Origin of the sequence: Streptomyces sp. RerS4, from assembly GCF_023515955.1 — a bacterium.
In the GTDB taxonomy this organism is placed as follows: domain Bacteria; phylum Actinomycetota; class Actinomycetes; order Streptomycetales; family Streptomycetaceae; genus Streptomyces.
Genome location: NZ_CP097322.1, coordinates 4,231,315 through 4,257,472, shown reverse-complemented (window position 1 = coordinate 4,257,472; position 26,158 = coordinate 4,231,315). Strand labels below are relative to the sequence as shown.

At 72.4% G+C, this 26,158-nt stretch carries 24 protein-coding genes and 3 tRNA genes; 10 read left to right on the top strand and 17 right to left on the bottom strand.

Annotated elements, in window-relative coordinates; translation table 11 throughout:
- Positions 1-15 precede the first annotated feature (15 nt).
- A tRNA-Met gene (locus tag M4D82_RS19805) sits at positions 16-88 on the bottom strand.
- A 48-nt stretch (positions 89-136) separates the two neighbouring features.
- A tRNA-Thr gene (locus tag M4D82_RS19800) sits at positions 137-209 on the bottom strand.
- Between the two features lie 329 nt (positions 210-538).
- Here M4D82_RS19800 and M4D82_RS19795 point away from each other — a divergent pair.
- Positions 539-1,840: an amidohydrolase family protein gene (locus M4D82_RS19795; RefSeq protein WP_249767316.1), complete on the top strand. Its 1,302-nt coding sequence runs from the start codon at positions 539-541 to the stop codon at positions 1,838-1,840.
- A 54-nt stretch (positions 1,841-1,894) separates the two neighbouring features.
- On the top strand, positions 1,895-2,551 hold the full coding sequence (locus M4D82_RS19790; RefSeq protein WP_249767315.1) for an SDR family oxidoreductase: 657 nt from the start codon (positions 1,895-1,897) through the stop codon (positions 2,549-2,551).
- 7 nt (positions 2,552-2,558) lie between these two features.
- Here M4D82_RS19790 and M4D82_RS19785 read toward each other — a convergent pair whose 3' ends face one another.
- Together M4D82_RS19785 and M4D82_RS19780 are read right to left on the bottom strand one after the other, a co-directional pair.
- Entirely contained in the window at positions 2,559-2,984 is a 426-nt protein-coding gene (locus M4D82_RS19785) for a DUF3574 domain-containing protein (RefSeq protein WP_249767314.1), read from the bottom strand.
- Positions 2,985-3,117: 133 nt separating this feature from the next.
- Positions 3,118-3,199 (bottom strand) — tRNA-Tyr (locus M4D82_RS19780).
- Between the two features lie 166 nt (positions 3,200-3,365).
- On the opposite strand from M4D82_RS19780, the gene M4D82_RS19775 reads away from it, so the two are divergent.
- From M4D82_RS19775 to M4D82_RS19765, 3 genes are all read left to right on the top strand, one after another.
- Complete coding sequence (locus M4D82_RS19775) at positions 3,366-3,854, top strand: YajQ family cyclic di-GMP-binding protein (RefSeq protein ID WP_150209206.1); 489 nt, start codon at positions 3,366-3,368, stop codon at positions 3,852-3,854.
- 265 nt (positions 3,855-4,119) lie between these two features.
- Positions 4,120-5,556: a SulP family inorganic anion transporter gene (locus M4D82_RS19770; protein WP_249767313.1), complete on the top strand. Its 1,437-nt coding sequence runs from the start codon at positions 4,120-4,122 to the stop codon at positions 5,554-5,556.
- An 18-nt stretch (positions 5,557-5,574) separates the two neighbouring features.
- The gene (locus tag M4D82_RS19765) at positions 5,575-6,813 is read left to right on the top strand and encodes an APC family permease (protein ID WP_249767312.1); all 1,239 of its coding nucleotides are present in this window, start codon (positions 5,575-5,577) and stop codon (positions 6,811-6,813) included.
- A gap of 17 nt (positions 6,814-6,830) precedes the next feature.
- Here the strand turns inward: M4D82_RS19765 and M4D82_RS19760 are convergent, their stop codons facing one another.
- From M4D82_RS19760 to M4D82_RS19700, 13 genes are all read right to left on the bottom strand, one after another.
- A complete protein-coding gene (locus tag M4D82_RS19760; RefSeq protein ID WP_249767311.1) occupies positions 6,831-7,922 on the bottom strand; it encodes a barstar family protein in 1,092 nt (363 codons plus the stop codon).
- The gene (locus M4D82_RS19755; RefSeq protein ID WP_249767310.1) at positions 7,919-8,311 is read right to left on the bottom strand and encodes a YccF domain-containing protein; all 393 of its coding nucleotides are present in this window, start codon (positions 8,309-8,311) and stop codon (positions 7,919-7,921) included. Before M4D82_RS19755 ends, M4D82_RS19760 begins: the two co-directional genes overlap by 4 nt.
- Positions 8,308-9,171, bottom strand: a complete 864-nt coding sequence (htpX, locus tag M4D82_RS19750; protein ID WP_249767309.1) for a zinc metalloprotease HtpX — start codon at positions 9,169-9,171, stop codon at positions 8,308-8,310. The genes M4D82_RS19755 and htpX overlap by 4 nt, the downstream gene beginning before the upstream one ends.
- Before the next feature lie 235 nt (positions 9,172-9,406).
- Complete coding sequence (locus M4D82_RS19745) at positions 9,407-10,954, bottom strand: NADH-quinone oxidoreductase subunit N (protein WP_249767308.1); 1,548 nt, start codon at positions 10,952-10,954, stop codon at positions 9,407-9,409.
- Positions 10,951-12,504, bottom strand: coding sequence for a complex I subunit 4 family protein (locus M4D82_RS19740; protein ID WP_249771974.1), 1,554 nt, complete (start codon positions 12,502-12,504; stop codon positions 10,951-10,953). The genes M4D82_RS19745 and M4D82_RS19740 overlap by 4 nt, the downstream gene beginning before the upstream one ends.
- 38 nt (positions 12,505-12,542) lie before the next feature.
- On the bottom strand, positions 12,543-14,558 hold the full coding sequence (locus M4D82_RS19735) for an NADH-quinone oxidoreductase subunit 5 family protein (RefSeq protein WP_249767307.1): 2,016 nt from the start codon (positions 14,556-14,558) through the stop codon (positions 12,543-12,545).
- The gene (gene nuoK, locus M4D82_RS19730) at positions 14,555-14,926 is read right to left on the bottom strand and encodes an NADH-quinone oxidoreductase subunit NuoK (RefSeq protein WP_249767306.1); all 372 of its coding nucleotides are present in this window, start codon (positions 14,924-14,926) and stop codon (positions 14,555-14,557) included. The genes M4D82_RS19735 and nuoK overlap by 4 nt, the downstream gene beginning before the upstream one ends.
- Positions 14,926-15,552: an NADH-quinone oxidoreductase subunit J family protein gene (locus tag M4D82_RS19725; RefSeq protein WP_249767305.1), complete on the bottom strand. Its 627-nt coding sequence runs from the start codon at positions 15,550-15,552 to the stop codon at positions 14,926-14,928. Before M4D82_RS19725 ends, nuoK begins: the two co-directional genes overlap by 1 nt.
- Positions 15,549-16,085 (bottom strand): 4Fe-4S binding protein, encoded by a 537-nt coding sequence (locus M4D82_RS19720; RefSeq protein WP_249767304.1) that lies wholly within the window; start codon positions 16,083-16,085, stop codon positions 15,549-15,551. The genes M4D82_RS19725 and M4D82_RS19720 overlap by 4 nt, the downstream gene beginning before the upstream one ends.
- 107 nt (positions 16,086-16,192) lie before the next feature.
- Positions 16,193-17,161 carry a complex I subunit 1/NuoH family protein gene (locus M4D82_RS19715; RefSeq protein ID WP_249767303.1) on the bottom strand — a complete coding sequence of 323 codons (969 nt, stop codon included), beginning with the start codon at positions 17,159-17,161 and terminating at the stop codon, positions 16,193-16,195.
- Entirely contained in the window at positions 17,158-18,228 is a 1,071-nt protein-coding gene (locus M4D82_RS19710) for an NADH-quinone oxidoreductase subunit C (protein WP_249767302.1), read from the bottom strand. The genes M4D82_RS19715 and M4D82_RS19710 overlap by 4 nt, the downstream gene beginning before the upstream one ends.
- Positions 18,225-18,857: an NADH-quinone oxidoreductase subunit B gene (locus M4D82_RS19705; protein WP_249767301.1), complete on the bottom strand. Its 633-nt coding sequence runs from the start codon at positions 18,855-18,857 to the stop codon at positions 18,225-18,227. Before M4D82_RS19705 ends, M4D82_RS19710 begins: the two co-directional genes overlap by 4 nt.
- Complete coding sequence (locus M4D82_RS19700) at positions 18,848-19,255, bottom strand: NADH-quinone oxidoreductase subunit A (RefSeq protein WP_249767300.1); 408 nt, start codon at positions 19,253-19,255, stop codon at positions 18,848-18,850. Before M4D82_RS19700 ends, M4D82_RS19705 begins: the two co-directional genes overlap by 10 nt.
- 168 nt (positions 19,256-19,423) lie before the next feature.
- Here M4D82_RS19700 and M4D82_RS19695 point away from each other — a divergent pair, with 168 nt between their 5' ends.
- The 5 genes from M4D82_RS19695 (at position 19,424) to M4D82_RS19675 (ending at position 26,074) form a co-directional block, all read left to right on the top strand.
- The gene (locus tag M4D82_RS19695) at positions 19,424-20,584 is read left to right on the top strand and encodes a sensor histidine kinase (protein WP_249767299.1); all 1,161 of its coding nucleotides are present in this window, start codon (positions 19,424-19,426) and stop codon (positions 20,582-20,584) included.
- Positions 20,585-20,725: 141 nt separating this feature from the next.
- On the top strand, positions 20,726-22,045 hold the full coding sequence (locus M4D82_RS19690; protein WP_249767298.1) for a sensor histidine kinase: 1,320 nt from the start codon (positions 20,726-20,728) through the stop codon (positions 22,043-22,045).
- Positions 22,046-22,196: 151 nt separating this feature from the next.
- On the top strand, positions 22,197-22,856 hold the full coding sequence (locus M4D82_RS19685) for a response regulator transcription factor (protein ID WP_249771972.1): 660 nt from the start codon (positions 22,197-22,199) through the stop codon (positions 22,854-22,856).
- 211 nt (positions 22,857-23,067) lie between these two features.
- The gene (locus M4D82_RS19680; RefSeq protein WP_249767297.1) at positions 23,068-25,014 is read left to right on the top strand and encodes a 2-oxoacid:acceptor oxidoreductase subunit alpha; all 1,947 of its coding nucleotides are present in this window, start codon (positions 23,068-23,070) and stop codon (positions 25,012-25,014) included.
- The gene (locus M4D82_RS19675; protein WP_502988961.1) at positions 25,007-26,074 is read left to right on the top strand and encodes a 2-oxoacid:ferredoxin oxidoreductase subunit beta; all 1,068 of its coding nucleotides are present in this window, start codon (positions 25,007-25,009) and stop codon (positions 26,072-26,074) included. The genes M4D82_RS19680 and M4D82_RS19675 overlap by 8 nt, the downstream gene beginning before the upstream one ends.
- The last annotated feature ends 84 nt before the right edge of the window (positions 26,075-26,158 follow it).

Sequence of the window (26,158 nt, the reverse complement as noted above, 5' to 3'; positions counted from 1 at the left end):
ATCGGCTACTGTGGGTAGCGGCGACCGGACTTGAACCGGTGACACAGCGATTATGAGCCGCTTGCTCTACCGACTGAGCTACGCCGCTTTGATGAGATCCGTTCCCCACCCGAGGGTGGGGAACCTCTCTCACCAGAGCCCCAATGCGGAATCGAACCGCAGACCTTCTCCTTACCATGGAGACGCTCTACCGACTGAGCTATTGGGGCGAGCGAGGAAGACATTACACGGTTGCCGGCCGAACGCCCAAATCCTTTGCGGCGACTGGGCTCGGCAGCGGTCGGACGGGGATTGTGATCACCGCCCGGCGGGCTCCGGGGCCGATTTTCCGTCGTTTTGTGGCCGGGGTCACAGAGCGGGAGGGCCGCGTGCCCGTACGCCCGGGTACGCGGGCGCGCAGGGCACCACACCGGTACGACTATTGCGCTCTTCCGCGAACCGGAGAGCCCCGCGCCCTAGGCTCTGAGCACGCTGCGTGATCTTGGGCCGCGGGCTGCGGCCACGGCACAGGAACCGCCCGAGCCACCGCAGGAGCGCGATGTCCGACAGCCAGCCGCAGCAGCCCCCGTCCTCGTCGTCCTCGTCCTCGTCGTCGTCCTCGCGGAACCAGGCCGGGGCCGGCGGGCCCGGACCCGGTCCCGAGGGCACCGGGCTGCTCCTGACCGGGGCCCGGCTGACCGACGGCCGCACCGTCGACGTCCGGATCGGCGCCGGGCGCATCCAGGCAGTCGGCACCGCGGGCAGCCTCCCCGCGCCCGCCCTGGCCCGGGTCGACCTGCGCGGCTACCTGCTCCTGCCCGCCCCCGCCGAACCACACGCCCACGGCGACACCGCCCTGACCGCGGACGGCGAGGGGCCCGTCTCGTACGCCCCCGACGAGGTCCAGCGCCGCGCCACCGAGGCCGCGCTGCTCCAGCTCGGGCACGGCGCGACGGCCGTCCGGTCCCACGTGCGCATCGGCGACGTGCACGGGCTCGGGCCGCTGGAGGCCGTCCTCCAGGCCCGCCGTTCCCTGCGCGGGCTCGCCGATCTGACCGCCGTGGCCGTCCCCCGGCTGCTGACGGGGGTCGCCGGCGCCGACGGGTTCGCCATGCTGCGCGACGCCGTGAAGATGGGCGCCTCCGTGATCGGCGGCTGCCCGGACCTGGATCCCGACCCGACGGGCTTCCTCGAAGCGGTCCTCGAACTGGCCGACGAGCACGGCTGCCCAGTCGACCTGCACACGGACGGTGACGACCCGGGCCGCCTCGCCCGGCTCGCGGCGATGGCCGGAGGGCTGCGCCCCGGCGTGACCATCGGCCCCTGCGGCGGCCTGTCCCGGCTCCCCCTGGACGCCGCGGCCCGCGCCGCCGACCAGCTCGCCGCGGCCGGCGTACGCGTCACCTGCCTGCCCCAGGGCGACTGCGCCGCCCTGGAGCGCCGCGGCCTGCGCACCGCGCCCGTACGCCTCCTGCGGGCGGCCGGGGTCCGGGTGGCCGCCGGCAGCGGGGCACTGCGCGACGCCGGCAACCCGGTCGGTCGGGGCGACCCGCTCGAAGCGGCGTACCTGCTGGCCTCGCAGGGCGGGCTGCGCCCGATGGAGGCCTACGAGGCCATCAGTGCCGTCGCCCGCGAGGCCATGGCGCTGCCCGAGGTCCGGGTGGAGGCCGGCTTCCCGGCGGAGCTGCTGGCGGTGCGCGGGGACCGGATCGCGGGCGTGCTCTCCCTCGCGTACAGCCGGATCGTGATCCACCGGGGGCGGGTCGTAGCCCGGACGAGTGCCGTACGGGAGTACTGCGACTCGGCCGTGGCGGTGGCGCTGGACCTGCCCCGGCAGGGCCGGATGGAGCCCGGTCCCTGAACGTTCGCCGTCCGTTCGCGGGCGACGGGGCCCGGGTCGTCGTACGGTCGGGACATGCGCATCGTCATCGCGGGTGGACACGGTCGGATCGCGCTGCGGCTGGAGCGTCTGCTCTCCGCGCGCGGGTACGAGGTCGCGGGCATCATCCGTGACCCGGAGCAGGGCGCCGACCTCAGGGAGGCGGGCGCGGAGCCGGTGCTGTGCGATCTGGAGTCGGCCTCCGTCGAGCACGTCGCGGGGATCCTGCAGGGCGCGGACGCGGTGGTGTTCGCCGCCGGGGCGGGTCCGGGCAGCGGGGCGGCGCGCAAGGACACCGTGGACCGGGGCGCGGCGGTGCTGTTCGCGGACGCGGCCGAACGGGCGCGCGTACGGCGCTTCCTGATGGTCTCCACGATGGGTTCGGACGCGCGGCGCGGCGGTGACGAGGTCTTCGACGTCTACCTGCGGGCGAAGGGCGAGGCCGACGACCACCTGCGGACCCGGTTGGGCCTGGAGTGGACGATCCTGCGGCCGGGGACGCTGACGGACGACGAGGGCGTCGGGCTGGTGCGGCTGGAGGCCCATGCCGGCCGGGGCCCGGTGTCGCGGGACGACGTGGCGGCGGTGCTGGCGGAGCTGCTGGAGACGCCGGCGACGGCGGGTCTGACGCTGGAGTTGGTCGAGGGTTCGACGCCGGTGTCGGTGGCGGTGAAGGACGTGGCGGGCAACTGACCGACGCTCAGAACCCCCCTTCCACCGTGTCGTCGGAGCGTCCGACCGGTTCCGCTTCCTGTCGGAACTCCTTCTCGTAGGCCCTGCGGATCCGTTCGATCCGCGCGCCGCGCTCCTCGGCCTCCGTCTCCGGGTAGAGGAGCACGACCTCGTACGAGGCCCCGCGGGCGATCCGCCCGTGCGCGTCGAGCCGTTGGGTTCGACCGTGGTGGACGGTGAGCCCGTCGGGGAACGCGGGGGTGACCTCGCGGTCGAGGAACCGCGCGAACTGTCCGTCGGGGTGTTGCGCGGCGAAGTGGAGCCGGGTCTCCCGGTACGGCTGCCCCGCGTGGCCGTCCAGCGCCGCTCCCACCAGGGCCGGGATGCCGGCGCCGAGCAGGGCCATCAGAACGCCGCCGCCGACCTTCCCCCGTGTGTCCGAAGTCCATGTCACGCCCCGTGAACGACGGCCCGCCCCCATCGATGCGCGGGAGGCGCCCGATAGGGTCACCGGGACCGGCCGCAGGGGGAAACGAAAGAACCCCCGGTCATCGCGTTTCCGCAGATGAACGGGGGTTCCACTCGCGTGGCGGCGCCAGGGTTCGAACCTGGGTAGGCTGAGCCGGCAGATTTACAGTCTGCTCCCTTTGGCCACTCGGGCACACCGCCAAGAGTTGTTGCCGTTTTTCCGCCTTGCGGCGGCGCTCCGTGGCAACGACGTAAACAATACCCGATGTGCGGGGGTGGTTCGCCACCCGATTGATCAGCGCCCCGGCCGGGCGTGGTGGCTAGGCTTGCGGGGCACACAGCAGCCGACTTCAAGGAGCCACAGCACATGGCCGACTCCAGTTTCGACATCGTCTCGAAGGTCGAGCGGCAGGAGGTCGACAACGCCCTCAACCAGGCCGCCAAGGAACTTTCGCAGCGCTACGACTTCAAGGGCACGGGCGCCACGATCGCCTGGTCCGGCGAGAAGATCCTCATGGAGGCGAACTCCGAGGAGCGCGTCAAGGCGGTCCTCGACGTGTTCGAGACCAAGCTGGTCAAGCGTGGGATCTCGCTGAAGGCGCTGGACGCCGGCGAGCCGCAGCTGTCCGGCAAGGAGTACAAGATCTTCGCCTCCATCGAGGAGGGCATCTCCCAGGAGAACGCCAAGAAGGTCGCCAAGATCATCCGCGACGAGGGCCCCAAGGGCGTCAAGGCCCAGGTCCAGGGCGACGAGCTGCGCGTCAGCTCCAAGAGCCGCGACGACCTCCAGGCCGTCCAGGCCCTCCTCAAGGGCAAGGACCTGGACTTCGCGATCCAGTTCGTGAACTACCGCTGATCGTTGATCGTGGATCGTTGATCGTTTTGGGGCAGCCGTCGAGCCTCCGGGGCACAACGGGGCAGATCGCCGGGGCTTGGCGCCGGCGGCCGCCCGCGTTGTGCCCTTCGTCGTGGGCGGCGGGGTCGGTCGACGGCGCCCGGAGCGTGTGCCGGGCGTGAGCGGCGCACGCTCCTCGCCGAGCCCCCCGTGATCACTAGGCGCGGGCCGATGCGCCCACCAGGCTGGGGATGACAATCGTCATCGCGTGGCAGGGGGTTCTCGCATGCCTGGGGCCGACACTTTCCGCGACGACTTCGGGGCGTCCGTCGTCGTCGCGCTGGTCGCGCTTCCGCTCTGCGTCGGAGTGGCCGTCGCCTCCGGGGTGCCGGCGGAGTTGGGGATCGTCACCGGGGTGGTCGGCGGCCTCGTCACCGGCTGGTTCCGTGGCAGCGCGCTCCAGGTCAGCGGGCCGGCCGCCGGGCTGACCGTCCTCGTCTACGAGGCGGTGACCACGTACGGGCTCCCCGCGCTCGGGGCCATCGTGCTGCTCGCCGGGATCCTCCAGCTCGGCATGGGGGCGCTGCGGCTCGGCCGGTGGTTCCGGGCGATCTCCCTCGCCGTGGTGCACGGGATGCTGGCCGGGATCGGCCTGGTGCTGATCGCCGGGCAGCTCTACGCCCTCGGCGGGGTCGAGGCGCCGGGGCCGACGCTGTCCAAGCTGGCCGGGATGCACGAGCTGGGGGCGGCGGCCGACTGGACGGCCGTGGGGCTCGGAGCGGGGACCGTCGCCGTCCTGGTGCTCTGGCCGCGCATGCCGGCCCGGCTGCGGGTGCTGCCGGGCGCGCTCGTCGGCGTCGGCGCCGCGACGGCGGTGGCCGCCCTGCTGACGCTGCCCGTCGAGACGGTCCGGGTCACGGGGGTCCTCGACGCGGTGGCGCCGCCCGGCTGGAACGATTTCGAGGTGCTGGCCTCCGTGGGGGCCGTCGGGACCGTCGTCGCGCTCGCGCTGATCGCGTCCGCCGAGACGCTGTTCAGCGCCGCCGCCGTCGACCGGATGCACGACGGGCCGCGCACGGAGTACGACCGGGAACTGATCGCCCAGGGCGTCGGCAACACCGTCTGCGGGCTGCTCGGGGCGCTGCCGATGACCGCCGTGATCGTGCGCAGCGCCGCGAACGTGGAGGCCGGGGCCAAGACGCGGGCCGCGCGGGTGATGCACGGGGCCTGGCTGCTGCTGTTCGCGGTGGCCTTCCCGCAGGTGCTGGAGGTGGTGCCGCTGGCCGCGCTGGCCGGGGTGCTGCTGCACGCGGGGTGGAAGCTGCTGCCGGCGCGGGCGGTGGCGGCCCTGTGGCGCAGCCATCGGGGGGAGGCGGTGGTGCTCGTGGTGACGGCGGGCTCGATCGTGGCCACGAGCCTGTTCGAGGGGGTGCTGATCGGGCTGGGACTGGCCGTCGCGAAGGCCGCCTGGGAGACCTCGCACGTGCACATCGAGGAGGTGTGGGAGGGCGAGAAGGGCGAGCGGTTGTGCGTACGGGTCGTGGGGAACGCCAGCTTCCTGCGGCTGCCGAAGCTCCTGGACGCGCTGGAGGCGCTGCCGCACGGGCCGTCCGTACGCCTCGACCTGACGGGGCTTCGGCACATGGACCACGCCTGTCTGACGGCGTTGGAGGGCTGGGAGCGCAAGCGGATGCCGCTTCCCGGTCGTGAGGGCGTCACATAGAATCGTTACCCTCCGCGCGTGGACAATGAGTTGAAGCGCACGCTCGGGGTGTTCGACGCGGTGGTCGTCGGGCTCGGCGCGATGGTGGGCGCCGGGATCTTCGCCGCGCTCGCGCCGGCGGCCGGCGCGGCGGGGCGCGGGCTCTTGGCCGCCCTGGTGGTCGCGGCTGTCGTCGCGTACTGCAACGCGCACTCCTCGGCGCGGCTCGCCGCCCGCTACCCCGCCTCCGGCGGGACGTACGTGTACGGGCGCGAACGGCTCGGACCGTTCTGGGGGTACCTGGCCGGCTGGGGTTTCGTGGTCGGCAAGACCGCCTCCTGCGCGGCGATGGCCCTGACGGTCGGGGCGTACGTGTGGCCGGGGCGCGAGCACGCCGTCGCCGTGGCGGCGGTGGTGGCGCTGACGGCCGCCGGCTACGGCGGGATGCAGAAGTCGGCGCGCGTCGCCCGGCTGATCGTGGCGGCGGTACTGGCGGTGCTGGCCGGGGTGGTCGTGGTGTGCCTGACCTCGCGGGCGGCCGACCCGGGACTGCTGACCGGCGGCCGGGAGGCCGGCCCGGTCGGGCTGTTGCAGGGCGCCGGGCTGCTGTTCTTCGCCTTCGCGGGCTACGCCCGGATCACCACGCTGGGCGAGGAGGTGCGCGATCCGGAGCGCACGATCCCGCGGGCGGTGCCGATCGCGCTGGGGATCGCCCTGTGCGTCTACGCCGCCGTGGCCGTGGCCGCCTTGTCGGTGCTGGGCAGCGACGCGTTGGCGGGGTCCGCCGCCCCGCTGGCGGACGCGGTGCGCGCCGCCGGGTGGCCCGGGGCGGCCCCCGTGGTCCGGGTGGGCGCGGCCCTCGCCGCGCTAGGCTCGCTGCTCGCGCTCGTCCTCGGGGTGTCGCGCACCACCCTGGCGATGGCCCGGGACGGTCATCTGCCGCGCGCGCTGGCCGCCGTACATCCCCGGCGTCAAGTGCCGCACCACGCGGAGCTCGCGGTGGGCGCGGTCGTGGCGGTGCTCGCGGCGACGGCGGACCTGCGCGGCGCGATCGGCTTCTCGTCCTTCGGGGTGCTGGTCTACTACGCGATCGCGAACGCCTCCGCGTGGACGCTCGGGGCGGCCGTCAAGGGGCGGGCCGTGGCCGCCGTCGGGCTGGTCGGCTGCGTGGTGCTCGCCTGCACGCTGCCCCTGGCCTCGGCGGTCGCGGGGGCGGCCGTCCTGGCGCTGGGCGCGCTGCTCTACGCCGTACGGGGGCGGCTCCGCTCGCGGACCTGACACCTGTTGGCCGGCCCTCAGTCGAGAACGACCTCGACGCGCTTCTCCCGCAGGAAGGCGAGCAGTTCGGGGAAGGTGCAGGGGTAGGCGGTCAGCGGCTGGACTCCCAGGCAGCGGCGGGCCACCTCGTGGTCGTGCCAGACCAGGGTGAACGGGGTCGTCGCGCCGAAGCCGCCACCGAGGGCGTCCGAGACGCCGTTCAGGCAGCGCCCGAAGTATCCGCCGGGGCCGTTCACCGCCTCACCGAGGGCGCAGAAGAAGCCCTCGGCGTCGGTGACGTGACGCCCGTCGAGGTGGTAGGTGCCTCCGGCCGGGCGGTCGGGGCCGCGAAGGTGCGCCAGGGCCGGGTCCAGCCAGCAGGCCCGGCCGACGCGCTCGAAGCGCGCCCACAGGTTGGGGACGGTCGGACGGCCGGCGCGCCACAGGGGCCAGATGTCGGCGACCTCGGGCGGCTGCGGATCCATCTCGACCGTGAGGTCGTACAGACCGGGCCCGTGGGCGGAGGGCCGCCGGTCGACGATGGTCGGGTACCCCGCGAAGGCGATGACGTCCCCCGCGTCGTCCAGGGCGTCGAGGTGCCGGTAGCCGAGCCGGCCGGTGTGCCGGCCTTCCAGCGCCTCCCGCAGCGGTCCCCGTACGTCGCACCCGAGGAGGTGTACGACATGCGGAGGCGGATCCTCGACGGGCGACACCTCGGCGAGGTCGCGGAAGTGAGCCAGGAGCCGGTCCTCGGCGTCGCCGACGCTGAAACCCGCCGACCGGGCGGCCCGGTGGGGATACGCGGGTTGGTGCTCGGCGCGTACCGCCTCCACGGTCACGTCCCGCCGTGACGGATCGCTGCTCCACGCGCGCTCGGCGATGATGCGGGCGTCCTCCAGGTACCACTCCCCCAGGGCCTCGCCGTCCTCGTCGAGCGACTTCAGGACGAGGAAGCCCAGCGCGGCCGGGACCGGCGTCGGCGTCTCGAAGACGCAGTCGCGCAGCTCGTAGAGGCGCCGTACGGGCGGCGGCGGGTCGGCGAAGAGGTGTTCCGCCTCCTCGCACAGCGCCCACAGCTGTTCCCGCTCGTGGTCGTCGTCCTCTCCCCACAGGGCGAACGCGGCCGTCATCGGGTGGCGAAGGGGGCGTCCGTGGGGACGATTTCGCGGCCCAGGGGGAGGAGGGACAGGGGCACCATCTTGAAGTTGGCGATGCCGAAGGGGATGCCGATGATCGTGACGCAGAGGGCGAGGCCGGTGACGATGTGGCCGAGGGCGAGCCACCAGCCGGCCAGGATGAGCCACAGGACGTTGCCGACGAAGGAGCCGGCGCCCGCGTCGCGCCGCTCGACCGTGGTGTACCCGAAGGGCCACAGGGCGTAGACGGCGATGCGGAAGGCCGCGATGCCGAAGGGGATGCCGATGATGGTGACGCAGAGGATCACGCCCGCCAGGCAGTAGCCGAGGAACAGCCAGATCCCGCTGAGGACGAGCCATATGACGTTGAGGATGGTTTTCACTGACCGCGTCCTGCCATCTGTTCGAGTCGGGCGATGCGCTCGGCCATCGGCGGATGGGTCGAGAACATCCGGGAGAGTCCGGCGCCGGGCCGGAAGGGGTTGGCGATCATCATGTGGCTCGCCGTCTCCAGGCGGGGCTCCGGGGGCAGCGGGAGCTGCTTGGTGCCCGCGTCCAGCTTGCGCAGCGCGCCGGCCAGGGCGAGGGGGTCGCCGGTGAGCTGGGCACCGGAGGCGTCGGCCTCGTACTCCCGCGAGCGGCTGATGGCGAGCTGGATGACGGAGGCGGCGAGGGGGCCCAGCAGCATGATCAGGAGCATGCCGAACAGGCCGGGGCCCTCGTCGTCGCTGGAGCGGCCGACGGGGATCAGCCAGGCGAAGTTGACCAGGAACATGATCACGGAGGCCAGGGCTCCGGCGACCGAGGAGATCAGGATGTCCCGGTTGTAGACGTGGCTCAGCTCGTGTCCGATGACGCCGCGCAGCTCGCGCTCGTCGAGGATGCGCAGGATGCCCTCGGTGCAGCACACGGCCGCGTTGCGCGGGTTGCGGCCGGTCGCGAAGGCGTTGGGGGCCTCAGTCGGGGAGATGTAGAGGCGGGGCATGGGTTGGCGTGCGGAGGTGGAGAGCTCGCGCACCATGCGGTAGAGCGCGGGGGCCTCGAACTCGCTGACGGGGCGGGCGCGCATCGCGCGTAGAGCCAGCTTGTCGCTGTTCCAGTACGCGTACGCGTTCGTCCCGAGCGCGACGAGGACGGCGACGATCAGGCCGCCCCGGCCGAAGAAGCTGCCGATGACGATGATGAGTGCGGACATCCCGCCGAGGAGTACGGCGGTCTTCAGCCCGTTGTGCCGGCGGTGCACGGTGCGCCCTCCAAGTGGTGCGACTGGGGAGCCGTCATGGATCCGAGGGTCTTCGGTCCAGTGGACCCTCCCTTCCTGGTCAACGCGAGGTGGGGGGTCCTCGGTTCCCGGCACCCGGGCACGCCGCCGGCCCCGCCGGCCCCGGGCTGCGGGGCGGCGGGGCCGGCGGGGGCCGTGGTGGGCGTTGCTCCGTACGGGCTACGGCACCGGACTACGGCACGGGCCGCCGCGCCGGCTACTGCGGGAAGAGGCTGCCGGCGGCGAAGCGCAGGACGAGCTGGGGCGCGCCCGACAAGGCCAGGGCGGTCGCGGCGGTGACGGCGATCGCCACCACGACGGGACGCGGCGCCCTGGCGGGCGCGGGGGCCGGGGCGGGCGCCTGCGAGGGCTCCGCCTCCGGGCCGCGGAAGAGGAGCGCCGTCCAGCGCAGGTAGTAGTACAGGGCGACGACGACGTTGACGGCCATGACCACCGCGAGCCAGCCGAGCCCCGCGTCCACCGCCGAGCGGAAGACGGCGACCTTGGCGAAGAGGCCGACGATGCCCGGCGGCAGACCCGCCAGGCACAGCAGGAAGAAGGCCAGGGACAGGGCGGCGAACGGCCGCTCTGCGTACAGCCCCCGGTAGTCGGCGATCCGGTGCAGCGGCTTGGTACGGGCGACCAGCGCGGCCACGGCGAAGGCGCCGAGGTTCACGGCGGCGTACATCAGCGCGTAGGCGACGGTCGTACCGATCTGGTCGCGGTCGCTGTACGCGGCGGCGGCGATCGGGACCAGCAGGTAGCCGGCCTGGCCGACGGAGGACCAGGCGAGGAGGCGTACGGCGCCGTTCGGCCGGTCGGCGGACTGGCGCAGGGCCGCGGCGTTGCCCAGCGTCATGGTGAGCGCGGCGAGGACGGCCAGGGCGGGGCCCCAAATGTCCGAGTACGCCGGGAAGGCGATCACCGTGACGAGGATCAGGCCGGTGAAGCCGACTGCCTTGCCGATCACCGAGAGGTAGCCGGCGACGGGCAGCGGGGCGCCGACGTAGGTGTCGGGGACCCAGAAGTGGAAGGGGACGGCCGCGGTCTTGAAGGCGAAGCCGACGAGGGTGAGCGCGACGCCCGCCATGGCGAGGGTGTCGAGCTGCCCGGGTACCTCTTCGAGCCGGTCGGCGACCTGCGTCAGGTGCAGGGAGCCGGTGGCGGCGTAGACGAAGCTGACGCCCATCAGCGACACGGCGGTGGCGGTGACGGAGGACAGGAAGAACTTGAGGGCGGCCTCGGAGGACAGCCGGTCGCCGCGCCGCATGCCGACGAGGGCGAACGCGGGCAGGGAGGCGACCTCCAGGGCGACGATCAGCGTGGCGAGGTCGCGGGAGGCGGGCAGCAGGGCCGCGCCGGCGGCGGAGGACAGCAGCAGGAACCAGTACTCGCCAGCCGGCATCCGCGTGTCGCGGACGGCGGTGACCGACAGCAGGGCGGTGACCAGCGCGCCGGCCAGGACCATGAACTGGATGACGAGCGTGAAGTGGTCGGCGGTGTAGCTGCAGGCGGCCGGGTCGCCGGTGAGACAGAACGTGGCCCGCTCGCCGGCGCGCAGCGGCAGCAGCAGGGCGGTCGCGGCGGCCAGCCCGGCGACCGACACCCAGCCGAGGAGCCGCTTGCGCGGCTCGGGCAGGAACAGGTCGGCGACGAGGACGACCAGGGCGACGGCGGCGGTGACGACGACGGGCGCGATCGCGAGCCAGTCGACGGACTGGACCAGGTTCGAGGTCGAGGGCGCCGCGACGGTGAGGGCCGTCATGAATTGCCTCCTGCGAGGAGCTTCTGGACGGCCGGGTCGGTGAGGCCGAGGAGGGCCGCGGGCCACAGCCCGGCGAGGACGGTGAGGGCGACGAGGGGGGTCCAGGCGGCGAACTCGTAGCGCTGGACGTCGGCGAGGGCGAGCTCGGGGCCGGCCTTCGGGTCGCCCATGCAGACGCGCCGTACGACGATCAGCAGGTATGCGGCGGTGAGCAGGGTGCCGACCGCGCCGGCGGCCATGTACGTGAGGAACGCGGGCCGCGACAGGCCCTCGGCCGGGTCGAACGCGCCGAACAGGGCCAGCATCTCGCCCCAGAACCCGGCGAGGCCGGGCAGCCCGAGGGAGGCGACGGCGGCGAAGGCGAGGAGCGCGCCGAGGCGCGGGGCGCGGCCGTAGAGGGCGGCGCCGGTGGCTCCGGCGAGGGTGTCGAGGTCGCTGCTGCCGTAGCGGTCCTTGAGGGCTCCGACCAGGAAGAAGAGGAGGCCGGTGATGAGGCCGTGGGCGATGTTCGCGAAGAGCGCGCCGTTGACGCCGGTGGGGGTCAGGGTGGCGATGCCGAGCAGGACGAAGCCCATGTGGCCCACGGACGAGTAGGCGATGAGCCGCTTGAGGTCGCCCTTGCCGCCCTTGCGGGTCAGCGCGAGGCAGGCGAGGGACCCGTAGACGATGCCGATGGCGGCGAAGGCCCCGAGGTAGGGGGCGAAGGTGCGCATGCCGTCGGGGGTGACGGGCAGCAGGATGCGGACGAACCCGTACGTGCCCATCTTCAGCATGACGCCCGCGAGCAGCACGGAGCCGACGGTGGGGGCAGCGGTGTGGGCGTCGGGGAGCCAGCTGTGCAGCGGCCACATCGGGGTCTTCACGGCGAGGCCGATGCCGATGGCGAGGACGGCCAGGAGCTGGGTGGTGTGGGACAGTTCGCGGCCGTTGTCGGAGGCGAGTGCCACCATGTCGAAGGTGCCGCCGTTCAGTCCGATCAGCAGCAGTCCGAGCAGCATGACCACGGACCCGAGGAGGGTGTAGAGGATGAACTTCCAGGCGGCGGCCTGCCTCTGAGCACCGCCCCAGCGGGCGATGAGGAAGTACATCGGGATGAGGACCATCTCGAAGGCGAGGAAGAACAGCAGCAGGTCGAGGACGGCGAAGGTGGCGAGGGTGCCGGACTCCAGGACCAGGAGCAGGGCGACGAAGGCCTTCGGGGAGGGGCCTTCGGGGAGCTTGTAGTAGCTGTAGATCGCGCAGAGGAAGAACAGCAGCGCGGTCATCAGGAGGAGGGGGAGCGAGATGCCGTCGATGCCGAGGTGGATCCGGATGTTCAGCGCCTGGATCCAGCTGATGTCCGTCGTCGCCTGGAAGCGGGACGGGGCGTCGTGGTCGAAGCCCACGGTGAGGGCGATGGCCGCGGCGAGGACGACGCCGGTGACGGTGACGCCGTGGCGCAGCACGGCTTGCTCGGGGCTCTTGCCCTTCAGGCCGGGCGGGGCCGGCAGCAGGGCGGCGACGGCCCCGAGGAGCGGTGCGGCCACGACGAACGCCAGGAGGAACTGCATCACGGACGGGCTGATATCAATCACGGCTGACTCACGGCTCACGATCCGGCGTTGACGTTGGCGAGGACGGCGGTGGCGATCGCCAGGACCACGGCGCCGGCGAGCAGGGCGCTCAGGTAGCTCTGCACGTTGCCGGTCTGGGCCCGGCGGACGAGGCTGCCGAGCAGCCGGGGGCCGGCGCCCGCGCCGCGCACGTACGTGTCGACGACCTCGCGGTCGAGGAAGCGGACCAGGCCCGCGGCCGCCCGGGTGGGGCGGACGAAGAGCCGGTCGTAGCCGGCGTCGAGGTGGAAGCCGGCGGCGGCGTGCCGGTGCAGGGGGCCGAGCAGCGCGAAGCCGGGGTCGGCGACGGGGCCGGCCGGGGCGGCGGGGTGCTCGTGCGTCACCTCGGCGACCTCCGGGGTCTCGGCGACGGACCGCGCGGTGGCCTCGGCGGCGGTGGTGCCGTTCTCGATGCCGGTTCCGGTGCGGGCGCCGGCGGCGGCCCGTGCGGTGGCGCGCTGCCACAGGCCGTAGGTCAGGAGTACGCCGATCAGGGCCGCGCCCGTGCCCAGCACCGAGGTCGTCACGGTCGGGGTGAGGGGCTTCCCGTCGAACCAGTCGGCGAGGGGGCCCGCGGCGAGCCCGAAGCCGAGGGTGGGAACGGCCAGGAGCCACAGCACGCCGGTCATGGCGAGGGGTTCGCGGCCGTGGTCGGGGGCGGCGGCGCCCCGGCCGCGGAAGGCCATCAGCCACAGCCGGGTGGCGTAGGCGGCGGTGAGCAGGGCGGTGAGGACACCGGCGACGAGGACGAGCCAGCCCGCCGCGCTCGGGGCGAGGTCGGAGTGGCCCTCGGCCGCGCCCTCGGCGGCGACCAGGACGGCTTCCTTGGAGAAGAAGCCGGCGAAGGGCGGGATCGCGGCGAGCGCGAGCAGCGCGAGGGTCATCGTCCAGAAGGCGTCGGGGATGCGCCGGGCCAGGCCGTCCATGCGGGACATGGCGGCGAGCGAGTTCGTGCCGGCGGCGTGGATGATCACGCCCGCGCCGAGGAAGAGGAGCGCCTTGAAGGCGCCGTGGGACAGGAGGTGGAAGACGGCGGCGCCGCGGTCGGCGACGGCGAGGGCGCCGGTCATGTAGCCGAGCTGGCCGACGGTGGAGTAGGCCAGCACCCGCTTGATGTCGTCCTGCGCGAGCGCGGCGAGGCCGGAGCCGATCATCGTGACGGCCGCCATGACGGCCATGACGATCAGGGCGGCCCGGGAGGCCGCGAAGACCGGCAGGAGACGGGCGATGAAGTAGACGCCGGCGGCGACCATCGTCGCCGCGTGGATCAGCGCGGAGACGGGGGTGGGGCCGGCCATGGCGTCGGGCAGCCAGGTGTGGAGCGGGAACTGCGCGGACTTGCCCGCGACGCCGGCCAGCAGGAGCAGCGCGATCAACGTCGGGTGGTCGAGCCCGCCCGCGGCGACGGTGCCCAGGATCTCGGTGATCCGGAAGGAGCCGGCGTCGGCGGCGAGCGCGAAGAGCCCGATGAGGAAGGGGACGTCACCGAGCTTGGTGACGAGGAAGGCCTTCAGGGAGGCGGAGCGGGCCGCTTCGGTCTCCCAGTAGTGGCCGACCAGGAAGTACGAGCAGATGCCCATGATCTCCCAGCCGACCAGCAGCACCATCAGGTCGCCGGAGTAGACGACGAGCAGCATGGCGGAGGTGAACAGCGAGACCAGGGCCGCGTACGAGGGGTAGCGCGGGTCCTCGCGGAGGTAGGCCGTCGAGTACAGCTGGACGCAGGTGGCGACGACGCCGACGAGGGCGGCGACCAGGACGGCGAACCCGTCGAGGTGGAACGCCAGCTCGATCGGCACCGACCCGGTCGGGGTCAGTTCGGTGGCCGCGTCGATGGCCGCGCCGCCGCCCTGGCGGACGGCGACGAGGACCGCGAGGACGGCCGCGGCCAGCACCGGCAGGACGGCGAGGGGACGGACGAACCCGGGCGCGGTCCGGCCGAGCAGCAGGCCGGCCACGGCACCGAGGAAGGGCAGCAGGGGGACGAGGACCGCGAGGGTCGTGGTGCTCACGCGGCGACCTCCGGCCGGCCAGTGGTCTGATCGGGAGTGCTCTCACCGGGGACGGTCTCGTGGCCCTCGGCGGTGTCGCGCAGACGGTCGACGTCCGAGGTGCCCCGGTTGCGGTACACCATGAGCACGATCGCGAGGCCGATGCCGATCTCGGCGGCGGCGATGGCGATGGTGAAGAGGGTGAGGGCCTGGCCGGCGTGCAGGGTGTCGCGCAGCCAGACGTCGAAGGCCACCAGGTTGAGGTTGACGGCGTTGAGCATCAGCTCGACGGACATCAGGACCAGGATGGCGTTGCGGCGGGCCAGGACCCCGTAGAGGCCGGTGGTGAAGAGCAGGGCCGCCAGGACGGCGGGGTAGGCGAGGTGCATCAGCGCGGCCCCTTCAGGTAACCCGTACGGCCCTGCGCCGCTTCGGCGTCGGCGGCGTCGGCGGCGTCCTCGGCCGGGGTGTTCCTGCGGGAGAGCACGATGGCGCCGATCAGGGCCGCGAGGAGCAGCACGGACAGCGCCTCGAAGGGCAGCACCCAGTGCTGGAACAGGATCTCGCCGGAGACCTTGGTGGAGCCCTGGACCGGCCCGTCGAGGTCGATCCAGGTGGTGCGGAAGGCGTCGACGACGACCCAGACGAGGGCCACGCCAGCGACGCCGGCCACGCCGAGGGCCACCCACCGGTTGCCGGAGTCGGCGTCCGGGGAGCGGCCGATGGGGGCCTTGGTCAGCATCAGGCCGAACAGGAGCAGGACGACCACGGAGCCGAGGTAGATCAGGACCTGCACCCAGGCGATGAACTCGGCGGTCAGCAGCAGGTACTCGACGGCGATCCCGCCGAGCGCGACGACCAGCCACAGGGCGGCGTGCACGAGCTGCTTGGTGGTGACGGTGATGACGGCCGCGCCGAGGGTGGCGAGGCCGACGAGGAGGAACGCGATCTCGACGCCGGTCGGGGAGAGGAACCCTTGGCCTGCGGCCGCGGCGAGAGGGGCGGCGGGGGTCACGCGTCTGCCTCCGGGGTGGTCGGCGGCTGGGTGGCGGCGGCTTCGGCGGCGGCGGCTTCCGCGGCCGCGGCGGCTTCCGCCTTCTCCACGGCCTTGCGGGCGGCGGCGATCTCCTTGGGCTCCTCGGCGGCCGGGTCGAGGGCGGGCGGGGCCGGCACGGTCCACATCCACTCGCGCAGCTTGTCGCGCTCGTGGGTCAGCTCGTGGATGTCGGTCTCCGCGTACTCGAACTCCGGCGACCAGAAGAGGGCGTCGAAGGGGCACACCTCGATGCAGATGCCGCAGTACATGCAGAGCGAGAAGTCGATGGCGAACCGGTCGAGCACGTTGCGGCTGCGCTCGCGACCGCCCGGGGTGGCGGCGGGCACCGTCTCCTTGTGGGAGTCGATGTAGATGCACCAGTCGGGGCACTCGCGGGCGCACAGCATGCAGACCGTGCAGTTCTCCTCGAACAGGCCGATGACCCCGCGACTGCGGGGCGGGAGCTCGGGCTGCACGTCGGGGTACTGGGCGGTGTGCGCGCGCTTGGTCATGGTGCGCAGGGTGACGGCGAGGCCCTTGGCGAGGCCAGAGCCGGGGAATCCAGCGCGCCGCCCGGAGGGCGTCGATGAGGGGCTGTGGTCGCGTGACGGGTTGGGCATTACTGGATCGCTACCTTCACGATGCCGGTCAGCGCGATCTGGGCGAGCGCGAGGGGGATGAGTGCGGTCCAGGCGAGCTTCTGGAGCTGGTCCTCGCGCAGGCGCGGGTAGCTCACGCGCAGCCAGATGACGACGAAGGCCAGGACCGCGATCTTCAGCAGGGTCCAGACCCAGGCGAGGTCCTCACCGCCGAAGGGACCCTGCCAGCCGCCGAGGAACAGGACGGTGGTCAGGGCGCACAGGACGACGATGCCCGCGTACTCGGCGAGCAGGAACAGCGCGAAACGCAGGCCGGTGTACTCGGTGTAGGCGCCGAAGATGATCTCGGAGTCGGCGACGGGCATGTCGAACGGGGGCCGCTGGAGCTCGGCGAGGCCGGCGGTGAAGAAGACCAGCGCGCCGACGATCTGCCAGGGCAGCCACCACCACTCGAACGCCTCGACGATGCCGGGCAGCGACACCGTCCCGGCGGCCATCGCCACGGAGGCGGCGGCGAGCAGCATCGGCAGCTCGTAGGCGAGCAGCTGGGCGGCCGTACGCAGACCACCGAGCAGGGAGAACTTGTTGGCCGAGGCCCAGCCGCCCATGAGGCTGCCGAGGACGCCGACGCCCATGACGGCGAGCGCGAAGAAGACGCCGGCGTCGATGATCTGGCCGACGGCGCCCTCGCCCGGACCGAGGGGGATGGCGAGGAGGACGAGGAGGTACGGCAGCAGCGCGACGGCGGGCGCGAGCTGGAAGATCCGCCGGTCGGCCTGGGCCGGGACGATGTCCTCCTTCTGCGCGAACTTCACGCCGTCGGCGACGAGCTGCGCCCAGCCGTGGAAGCCGCCCGCGTACATGGGGCCGAGGCGGCCCTGCATGTGCGCCATCACCTTGTGTTCGGTCTGCCCGACGACGAGCGGGAACACGAGGAAGACGGCGAAGACGACGATCAGTCGCAGGGCGACGTCGAGGACGTCGTTCACGCGTCGCCTCCGGTGGTGTCGGGTTCGGATGGGGGGTCGGTCTTGGGGACGCTCTTCGGCTCCGGCTTCGCCTCCGGCGGTGTGGCCGGGGACTCCTCGAAGGCGGGCTTCGGGTCGTGCCAGGGCGCGTCGGAGCTACGCGGAGCGGTCCGGGGCGCGGGCGCGGGTGCCTCCGGCTCGGCGGCCGGCGCGGCCGGAGCCGCCTGGCTCGCCGAGCCTTCGGAAGCCGAGCGGCTGCGCCGCACCGGACGCGCCGGGCTTCGTCCGCGCCGCCGCCCGCCTCCGGGGCCGCAGCGGCGGCCTGGCTCGCCGAGCCCTCCGCCACCGAGCGGCTGCGCCGCACCGGACGCGCCGGGGCTTCGCCCTCGGCCCCGCTTCGCCGGCCGGGGCCGGGCGGGGGCGTCGGGCCGGGCGTTCGCCCGCCGCGCGCCGCGCGCCGCCGCCGCCCCGGCGCGCGGGGCGCGGGCCGGGCGGGCGGGGGCGGGCGGGAGCTGGCCCTTGAGCGGGCCCCAGTCGTTCGGGTCGGGCACGCCGGGCGGGAGCATCTGGCGGCGCTTCGGAGCGTCGGGGTCGTGCGCCTCCCCCGGCTCCTTGGCGCCCGGCCAGGCCTTGGCGACGCGGGCCGCGAGGACGAAGTCCTTGCGCAGCGGGTGGCCCTCGAAGTTCTCGGGGAGCAGCAGGTGGACGAGGTGCGGGTGGTCGGTGAAGGTCACCCCGAACATCTCGAAGGTCTCCCGCTCGTGCCATTCGGCCCCCGCGTACACGGCGACGGCGGACGGCAGGGAGGGCGCCGCGTGCGGCACGGTGGTGCGCAGCAGCAGGCGGCGTACGCGCCGGTTCTCCAGGGCGACGACGTGCGCGCAGATCCGGAAGCCGGTGCCCGGCTCGTCCACGGCGCTCAGCCAGTCGAAGTAGGTGCAGCCCAGCTTGTCGCGGGCGATCTCCAGCGCGGAGATCCAGGAGCCGACGGGTACGTCGACCGTCAGGACGTCGTACGCGAAGCTGCCGACGGCCTCTTCGCCGAAGAGCGTCGGGGCGGCGTCGGGGAGGGAGTCGTAGAGGTTCACGCGTCGGCTCCCGGGAGGGTGGTCGGGGGCGCGACGAGGCCGCTGGTGAGCTGGGAAACGGAGGGCGTGGCCGCGTACCGTTCCGCGAGCGACTCTCGAGCGATCTTCTCCTGCAGCTTGAGGATTCCCTGGAGGAGCGCCTCGGGGCGCGGCGGGCAGCCGGGCACGTAGACGTCCACCGGGATGATCTGGTCGACGCCCTTGGTGACCGAGTACGAGTCCCAGTACGGGCCGCCGCAGTTGGAGCAGGCGCCGAAGGAGATCACGTACTTCGGCTCGGGCATCTGCTCGTAGAGCCGCTTGACGGCCGGGGCCATCTTGTCCGTCACCGTGCCCGAGACGATCATCAGGTCGGCCTGACGGGGGCCGGGCGCGAACGGGATCACGCCGAGGCGGATGAAGTCGTGGCGGGCCATGGAGGCGGCGATGAACTCGATCGCGCAGCAGGCGAGACCGAAGTTGAAGACCCACAGGCTGTAGCGGCGGCCCCAGTTCAGGACCACCTTCATCGGCTCCGGGGCGAGCCGGGAGAGCACTCCCAGCCGCTTGGGCTCCGGGAGGAGCACGGGCTCGGGCGCGGGCTGCGCGGCGGACTGCGCACCCCCACCCACCTGCGGTGTCACGTCCATTCGAGGACGCCCTTCTTGTACGCGTAGAGCAGGCCGACGGCCAGGAACCCCAGGAAGACGAACATCTCCACGAGGGTCGTGGCGCCGTAACCGGCGGCGGCGAACACCGTCGCCCACGGGAAGAGGAAGATCGAGTCGACGGCGAAGATGACGTAGAGGAAGGCGTAGACGTAGTAGCGGACCTGGGTGTGCGCCCAGCCCTCGCCCACGGGATCCACGCCGCATTCGTACGTCAGCAGCTTCTCCGGGGTCGGCACCACGGGCCGCAGCAGGCGGCCGGCGCCGAAGGCCACGGCGACGAAGAGCACGCCGAGCACGGCGAGCAGGCCGACGACCGAATAACTCCGGAAGTAGTCCGCGGCGATGATGGTCACGGTCGATACCGTTGGGTCGGGCACGTCCGCTCCTCGCTCCTCGGCCACTGTCGACGATCGGGTCGATCGTTTGGTTGATCCGGTACGGACGGGAGTCTAGGGCCTGGTCCGCACGGGGTGGGGTTATCCCCCGTTCACTGGCGCCTGCCCGCCCCATGGCATCGGCCGGGCGGAATTGGCAGGCTGGGCCGCATGACCGTGAACGATCAAGCCGACGCCCCTCCTCCCGTACGACCCGTCTTCGACCGGGCCACGTGGAAGGAGATCGCGTACCTGCTGAGCAATCTGCCGGAGGCGCTGATCGGTTTTGTTTACACCATTTTCATGCTGGCGACCGCCGGCGGCCTGTCCGTGACCGTGATCGGTTTGCCGCTGCTCGCCTGCGGTCTGTGGGGGTCGCGGCAGCTCGGGCGGCTCGCGCGGGCGCGGGCACGGGGGCTGCTGGGCCTGCGGGTGGTCGAGCCGTCGCCGCTGCCCCGCCCGGGGCGGGCGGGCGGGTTCTTCGCCTGGCTGTGGGGGGCCCTGAAGGATCCGGTGGCCTGGCGGTCGGTGCTCTACCAGGTGATCCGGCTGCCCTGGGGGGTGCTGACCTTCACCGTCACGTTGACGGGCCTGTTCGTGCTGTGGCCCGTCCTGCCCTACGTGGTGCGCGGGCTCGCGAACGTCGACCGGGCGATGGCGCGGGGGCTGCTGTCCCCCTCCGACGAGCTGGAGCGGCGGATCGCGGAACTGGAGTCGGGGCGCGGGGTCGTCGTGGACACGGCGGCGGCGGACCTGCGGCGCATCGAACGGGACCTGCACGACGGGGCCCAGGCCCGGCTGGTGGCGCTCGCGATGGGGCTGGGGCTGGCGAAGGAGAAGCTCCTGGAGGACCCGGAGGGGGCGGCGGCCATGGTCGACGAGGCGCACGGCGAGGTGAAGCTCGCCCTGCGGGAACTACGGGACCTCGCGCGCGGCATCCATCCGGCGGTGCTCACCGACCGGGGACTGGACGCGGCCTTGTCGTCGGTGGCGTCGCGGTGCCTGGTGCCGGTGAAGGTGGCGGTGGACCTGCCGGCGCGGCCGGCGGAGGCGATCGAGGGGATCGCGTACTTCGTGGTCTCGGAGCTGCTGCAGAACGTCAGCAAGCACGCGGGCGCGCGGAGCGCGACGGTCGAGGTGTGGCGGTCGGACCGTCGGCTGCTGCTGCGGGTCGCGGACGACGGCCGGGGCGGGGCCCGGATGTCCGGCGGTACGGGGATGGCGGGGCTGGCGGAGCGGCTGCGGGCGGTGGACGGGGTGTTCGTGGTGGATTCGCCGCGGGGCGCGGGGACGGTGGTGTCGGCGGAGCTGCCGTGGCGGGACCGGACGTAGACGGCCGGCCCCGCGGGGGTGGGGTTAACCCCCGCCGGCGGAGACCGACCCGCCGCATGGTGGCGGCGTAGGGCCGGGCGGCAGGGTGGAGCGGTAAGGACGGGCACGCGGGAGCGGACGGGAAGAGGGCGGGTCGGGATCATGGCTGACGGCAAGGGGACTGGCGGCAAGGGGCCTGGCGGCAACGGGATCGCGGCGGTGCTGCGGGCACCCGTGGCGGCGCGGACCTGGCGGGAGTTCGGGTACCTGCTGATCGGGCTGCCGCTGAGCTGCCTGTACTTCACCCTCGCGATCACCGGCGTGAGCCTGGGCGCGGGGCTGCTGATCACCTTCGTCGGCGTGCCGGTACTGGCAGGCGTACTGGCGATGTGCCGGGGCTTCGGGCACGTGGAGCGGGCCCGCGTACGGGGCCTGCTGCGGGCGCCGGTGGCGGACCCGGCGCCGATCCGGGCCGGGAAGGCCGGGGCGCCGGCCGCGATGGGGGCACTGCTGGGGAGCGGCAGCGCCTGGCGGCACGTGCTGTACTCGGTGATCCACTTCCCGTGGGCGGTGTTCACGTTCAGCCTGGCCCTGACGCTGTGGTCCACCGGCTGGGCGAGCCTGCTGTACCCGCTGTACTTCTGGGTCTTCCCCGTCTTCACCGATCAGCCGGGGCTCCAGGTCTTCCAGAACGGCGACTATTCCTTCTACCTGGACGCGCCCCTGGGCGTCGCGCTCGCCTTCCTCGTCGGACTCGGCCTCACCCTCCTCACCCCCTGGGTGATCCGGGCGATGGTCGGCGTCGACCGGCTGCTGGTGGCCGGGCTGCTCGGGCCGTCCCGGCTGGACAGCCGCGTCAGCGAGCTGGAGTCCGACCGGGGCGTGGTCGTGGACACCGCCGCCGCCGACCTGCGGCGCATCGAGCGGGACCTGCACGACGGGGCCCAGGCCCGGCTGGTTGCGCTGGCCATGGACCTGGGTCTGGCGAAGGAGAAGCTGAGCGAGGACCCGCAGGCCGCGTCCCGGATGGTGGAGGAGGCGCACGGCGAGGTGAAGCTCGCCCTGCGCGAGCTGCGGGACCTGGCGCGCGGCATCCATCCGGCGGTGCTCACCGACCGGGGGCTGGACGCGGCCCTGTCCTCGGTGGCCTCGCGGTGCGCCGTTCCGGTGAAGGTCTCGGTGGACCTGCCGGCGCGGCCGGCGGCCGCGATCGAGGGGATCGCGTACTTCACCGTCTCGGAACTGCTCCAGAACGTCAGCAAGCACGCGCGGGCCCGTACGGCGAGCGTCGATGTGTGGCGTTCCGGTACGCGGCTGCTGATCCAGGTCGCCGACGACGGCCGGGGCGGGGCCGACCCGTCCGGCGGTACGGGTCTGGCGGGATTGACGGAGCGGCTGGGCGCGGTGGACGGCGTCCTGCTCGTGGACTCCCCGACCGGCTCGGGCACCACGGTCACGGCGGAACTGCCCTGGCGCGACTGACCCCCACGTGATCGGCCCGTTTCTTGCTCCGACCGCGCCTGCACCGGCCGTCGAGCTGGGATGCTTGGCTCTGCCAGGTACGCCCCGCTGCCGACAGGCGGGTCGCGCACGACGAGTTGGACGTGGGAGCTGCTGAAACGTGGAAGACAGGGTGCGGGTGGTCATCGCCGAGGATTCAGTGCTGCTCCGTGAGGGCCTGACCCGGCTGCTGACCGACCGGGGGCATGACGTCGTGGCGGGCGTCGGGGACGCGGAAGCCCTGATCAAGACGGTGGCGGACCTGGCGGCGGAGGACCTGCTGCCCGACGTGGTGGTGGCCGACGTACGGATGCCCCCGACGCACACCGACGAGGGCGTACGGGCGGCCGTGCGGCTGCGGCGCGAGTACCCCGGCATAGGGGTGCTCGTGCTGTCGCAGTACGTGGAGGAGCAGTACGCCACCGAATTGCTGGCCGGTTCCACCACGGGCGTGGGGTACCTGCTCAAGGACCGGGTGGCCGACGTCAGGGAGTTCCTCGACGCCGTCGTGCGCGTCGCGCGGGGCGGTACGGCGCTGGACCCGGAGGTCGTGGCCCAGCTGCTCGGACGCAGCCGAAAGCAGGACGTCCTGGCCGGTCTGACCCCGCGCGAGCGCGAGGTGCTCGGCCTGATGGCGGAGGGCCGGACGAATTCGGCGGTGGCCAAGCAGCTCGTGGTCAGTGACGGGGCGGTGGAGAAGCACGTCAGCAACATCTTCATGAAGCTGGGCCTGTCCCCGAGTGACGGGGATCACCGGCGCGTACTGGCGGTTCTCACCTATCTGAAGTCTTGATCGACTGACACCCTGTCAGGTAATGCCTTTCCGTGTAGATCGCGTGTACAGCGCGTAGAGCGTGAAGAGCACCACGTCTGTCGGACAGACCGCCTTTTCGGACTTTCAAACAGGCGGTCCAGAATGCGGGCGACCCCAGGGACGAATCTCCTCGCGGACGTAGGGTTGGCCTTGGGAACGAACGCCCGCGCCTCGAAGGAGGTCCAGTTCAGTGACCAGCCAGGTCAGTACTCCGGCCGAGCACGCCGATGGGGCCGGAGGGTCCATCGGCGAGCAGCGCACCGCGCCCGCACCCGACGGTGCCGGCAAGGAAGTCCGCCGCGTGGACCGTGTGATCATCCGTTTCGCGGGTGACTCGGGTGACGGCATGCAGCTGACGGGTGACCGTTTCACCTCGGAGACGGCGTCCTTCGGCAACGACCTTTCGACGCTGCCGAACTTCCCCGCCGAGATCCGCGCCCCCGCCGGGACCCTGCCGGGCGTGTCCTCGTTCCAGCTGCACTTCGCCGACCACGACATCCTCACCCCCGGCGACGCGCCGAACGTGCTGGTCGCGATGAACCCGGCGGCCCTGAAGGCCAACATCGCCGACGTCCCGCGCGGCGCGGAGATCATCGTCAACACGGACGAATTCACCAAGCGGCCGATGGCGAAGGTCGGGTACGAGACCTCTCCCCTGGAAGACGGTTCGCTGGACGCCTACAACCTGCATCCGGTCCCGCTGACCACTCTGACGGTCGAAGCGCTGAAGGATTTCGGGCTCACCCGCAAGGAGGCCGAGCGCAGCAAGAACATGTTCGCGCTGGGCCTGCTGAGCTGGATGTACCACCGTCCGACGGAGGGCACGGAGAGCTTCCTGCGGCAGAAGTTCGCGAAGAAGCCCGACATCGCCGAGGCGAACATCGTCGCCTTCCGCGCCGGCTGGAACTTCGGCGAGACGACCGAGGACTTCGCCGTCTCCTACGAGGTCGCCCCGGCCACCCACGCCTTCCCCACCGGTACCTACCGCAACATCTCCGGGAACCTGGCCCTGTCCTACGGCCTGATCGCGGCGGCCCGGCAGGCGGATCTGCCGCTGTACCTGGGCTCGTACCCGATCACCCCGGCCTCGGACATCCTGCACGAACTGTCGAAGCACAAGAACTTCGGCGTACGCACCTTCCAGGCCGAGGACGAGATCGCCGGCATCGGCGCGGCCCTCGGGGCCGCCTTCGGCGGCGCGCTCGGCGTCACCACCACCTCCGGGCCGGGCGTGGCCCTGAAGTCCGAGACGATCGGCCTGGCGGTGTCCCTGGAGCTGCCGCTGCTGATCGTGGACATCCAGCGCGGTGGTCCGTCCACCGGTCTGCCCACCAAGACCGAGCAGGCCGACCTCCTCCAGGCCATGTACGGCCGCAACGGCGAGGCACCCGTCCCGATCGTGGCTCCCCGCACCCCCGCGGACTGCTTCGACGCCGTCCTCGACGCGGCCCGTATCGCCCTGACCTACCGCACGCCCGTCTTCCTGCTCTCCGACGGCTACCTCGCCAACGGTTCCGAGCCGTGGCGGATCCCGGACGTGGACGACCTGCCGAACCTCGCGGTGCAGTTCACCACGGACCCGAACCACACCCTGGCCGACGGCACCGAGGTGTTCTGGCCCTACAAGCGCGACCCCGAGACCCTCGCCCGCCCTTGGGCGATCCCCGGCACCCCCGGCCTCGAACACCGCATCGGCGGCATCGAGAAGCAGGACGGCACCGGCAACATCTCCTACGACCCCGCCAACCACGACCTCATGGTCCGCACCCGCCAGGCCAAGATCGACGGCATCACCGTGCCCGACCTGGAGGTCGACGACCCGGACGGGGCCCGCACGCTCGTCATCGGCTGGGGCTCCACCTACGGCCCCATCACCGCCGCCGTCCGCCGGCTGCGCGGGTCGGGGCTGCCGATCGCCCAGGCCCACCTGCGCCACCTGAACCCGTTCCCGAGGAATCTCGGGGAGGCCCTGAAGCGTTACGACAAGGTAGTGGTGCCCGAGATGAACCTCGGACAGCTCGCGACCCTGATCCGGGCGAAATACCTGGTCGACGCCCAGTCGTACCACCAGGTCAACGGAATGCCCTTCAAGGCGGAGCAGCTCGCGACGGTTCTCAAGGAGGCCATCAATGACTGAGGTGACGGACGCTCGCCCCCTGCTCTCCCTCGTCCCGAAGGCCGAGGCCAAGCAGTCGATGAAGGACTTCAAGTCGGACCAGGAGGTCCGCTGGTGTCCCGGCTGCGGTGACTACGCGGTACTGGCCGCCGTCCAGGGCTTCATGCCCGAACTCGGACTGGCCAAGGAGAACATCGTCTTCGTCTCCGGCATCGGCTGCTCCTCCCGCTTCCCGTACTACATGAACACCTACGGGATGCACTCCATCCACGGCCGCGCCCCCGCCATCGCCACCGGCCTCGCCACCTCCCGCCGCGACCTCTCCGTCTGGGTCGTCACCGGCGACGGCGACGCCCTCTCCATCGGCGGCAACCACCTCATCCACGCCCTGCGCCGCAACGTCAACCTCAAGATCCTCCTCTTCAACAACCGGATCTACGGCCTCACCAAAGGCCAGTACTCCCCCACCTCCGAACTCGGCAAGATCACCAAATCCACCCCGATGGGCTCCCTCGACGCCCCCTTCAACCCCGTCTCCCTCGCCCTCGGCGCCGAGGCCTCCTTCGTCGCCCGCACCGTCGACTCCGACCGCAAACACCTCACCGAGGTGCTCCGAGCCGCAGCCGACCACCAAGGCACGGCCCTCGTCGAGATCTACCAGAACTGCAACATCTTCAACGACGGCGCCTTCGAGATCCTCAAAGACAAGGACCAGGCACAGGAAGCCGTCATCCGCCTCGAACACGGCCGGCCGATCCGCTTCGGCACCGACGGAGCCAGGGGCGTCGTCCGCGACCCGGCCACCGGCGACCTGGAAGTCGTCACCGTCACCGCCGAAAACGAGCACCGCATCCTGGTCCACGACGCCGCCGCCACGAGCCCCACCACGGCGTTCGCCCTGTCCCGGCTGGCGGACCCGGACACGCTGTTCCAGACCCCGATCGGCGTCTTCCGCGACGTGGAGCGGCCGGTCTACGACACGCTCATGGCGGAGCAGCTCGACACGGCGGTGGAGCGGAGCGGCAAGGGCGACCTTGGCGCCCTGCTGCACGGCAACGACACCTGGACCGTCGTCGGCTGAGTGACCCGTCGCCGACCGGACCAAGCCCGGATCCCCTTCCAGGGGGTCCGGGCTTGACGTCGTAGAAGGGCTTCACCATCCGGT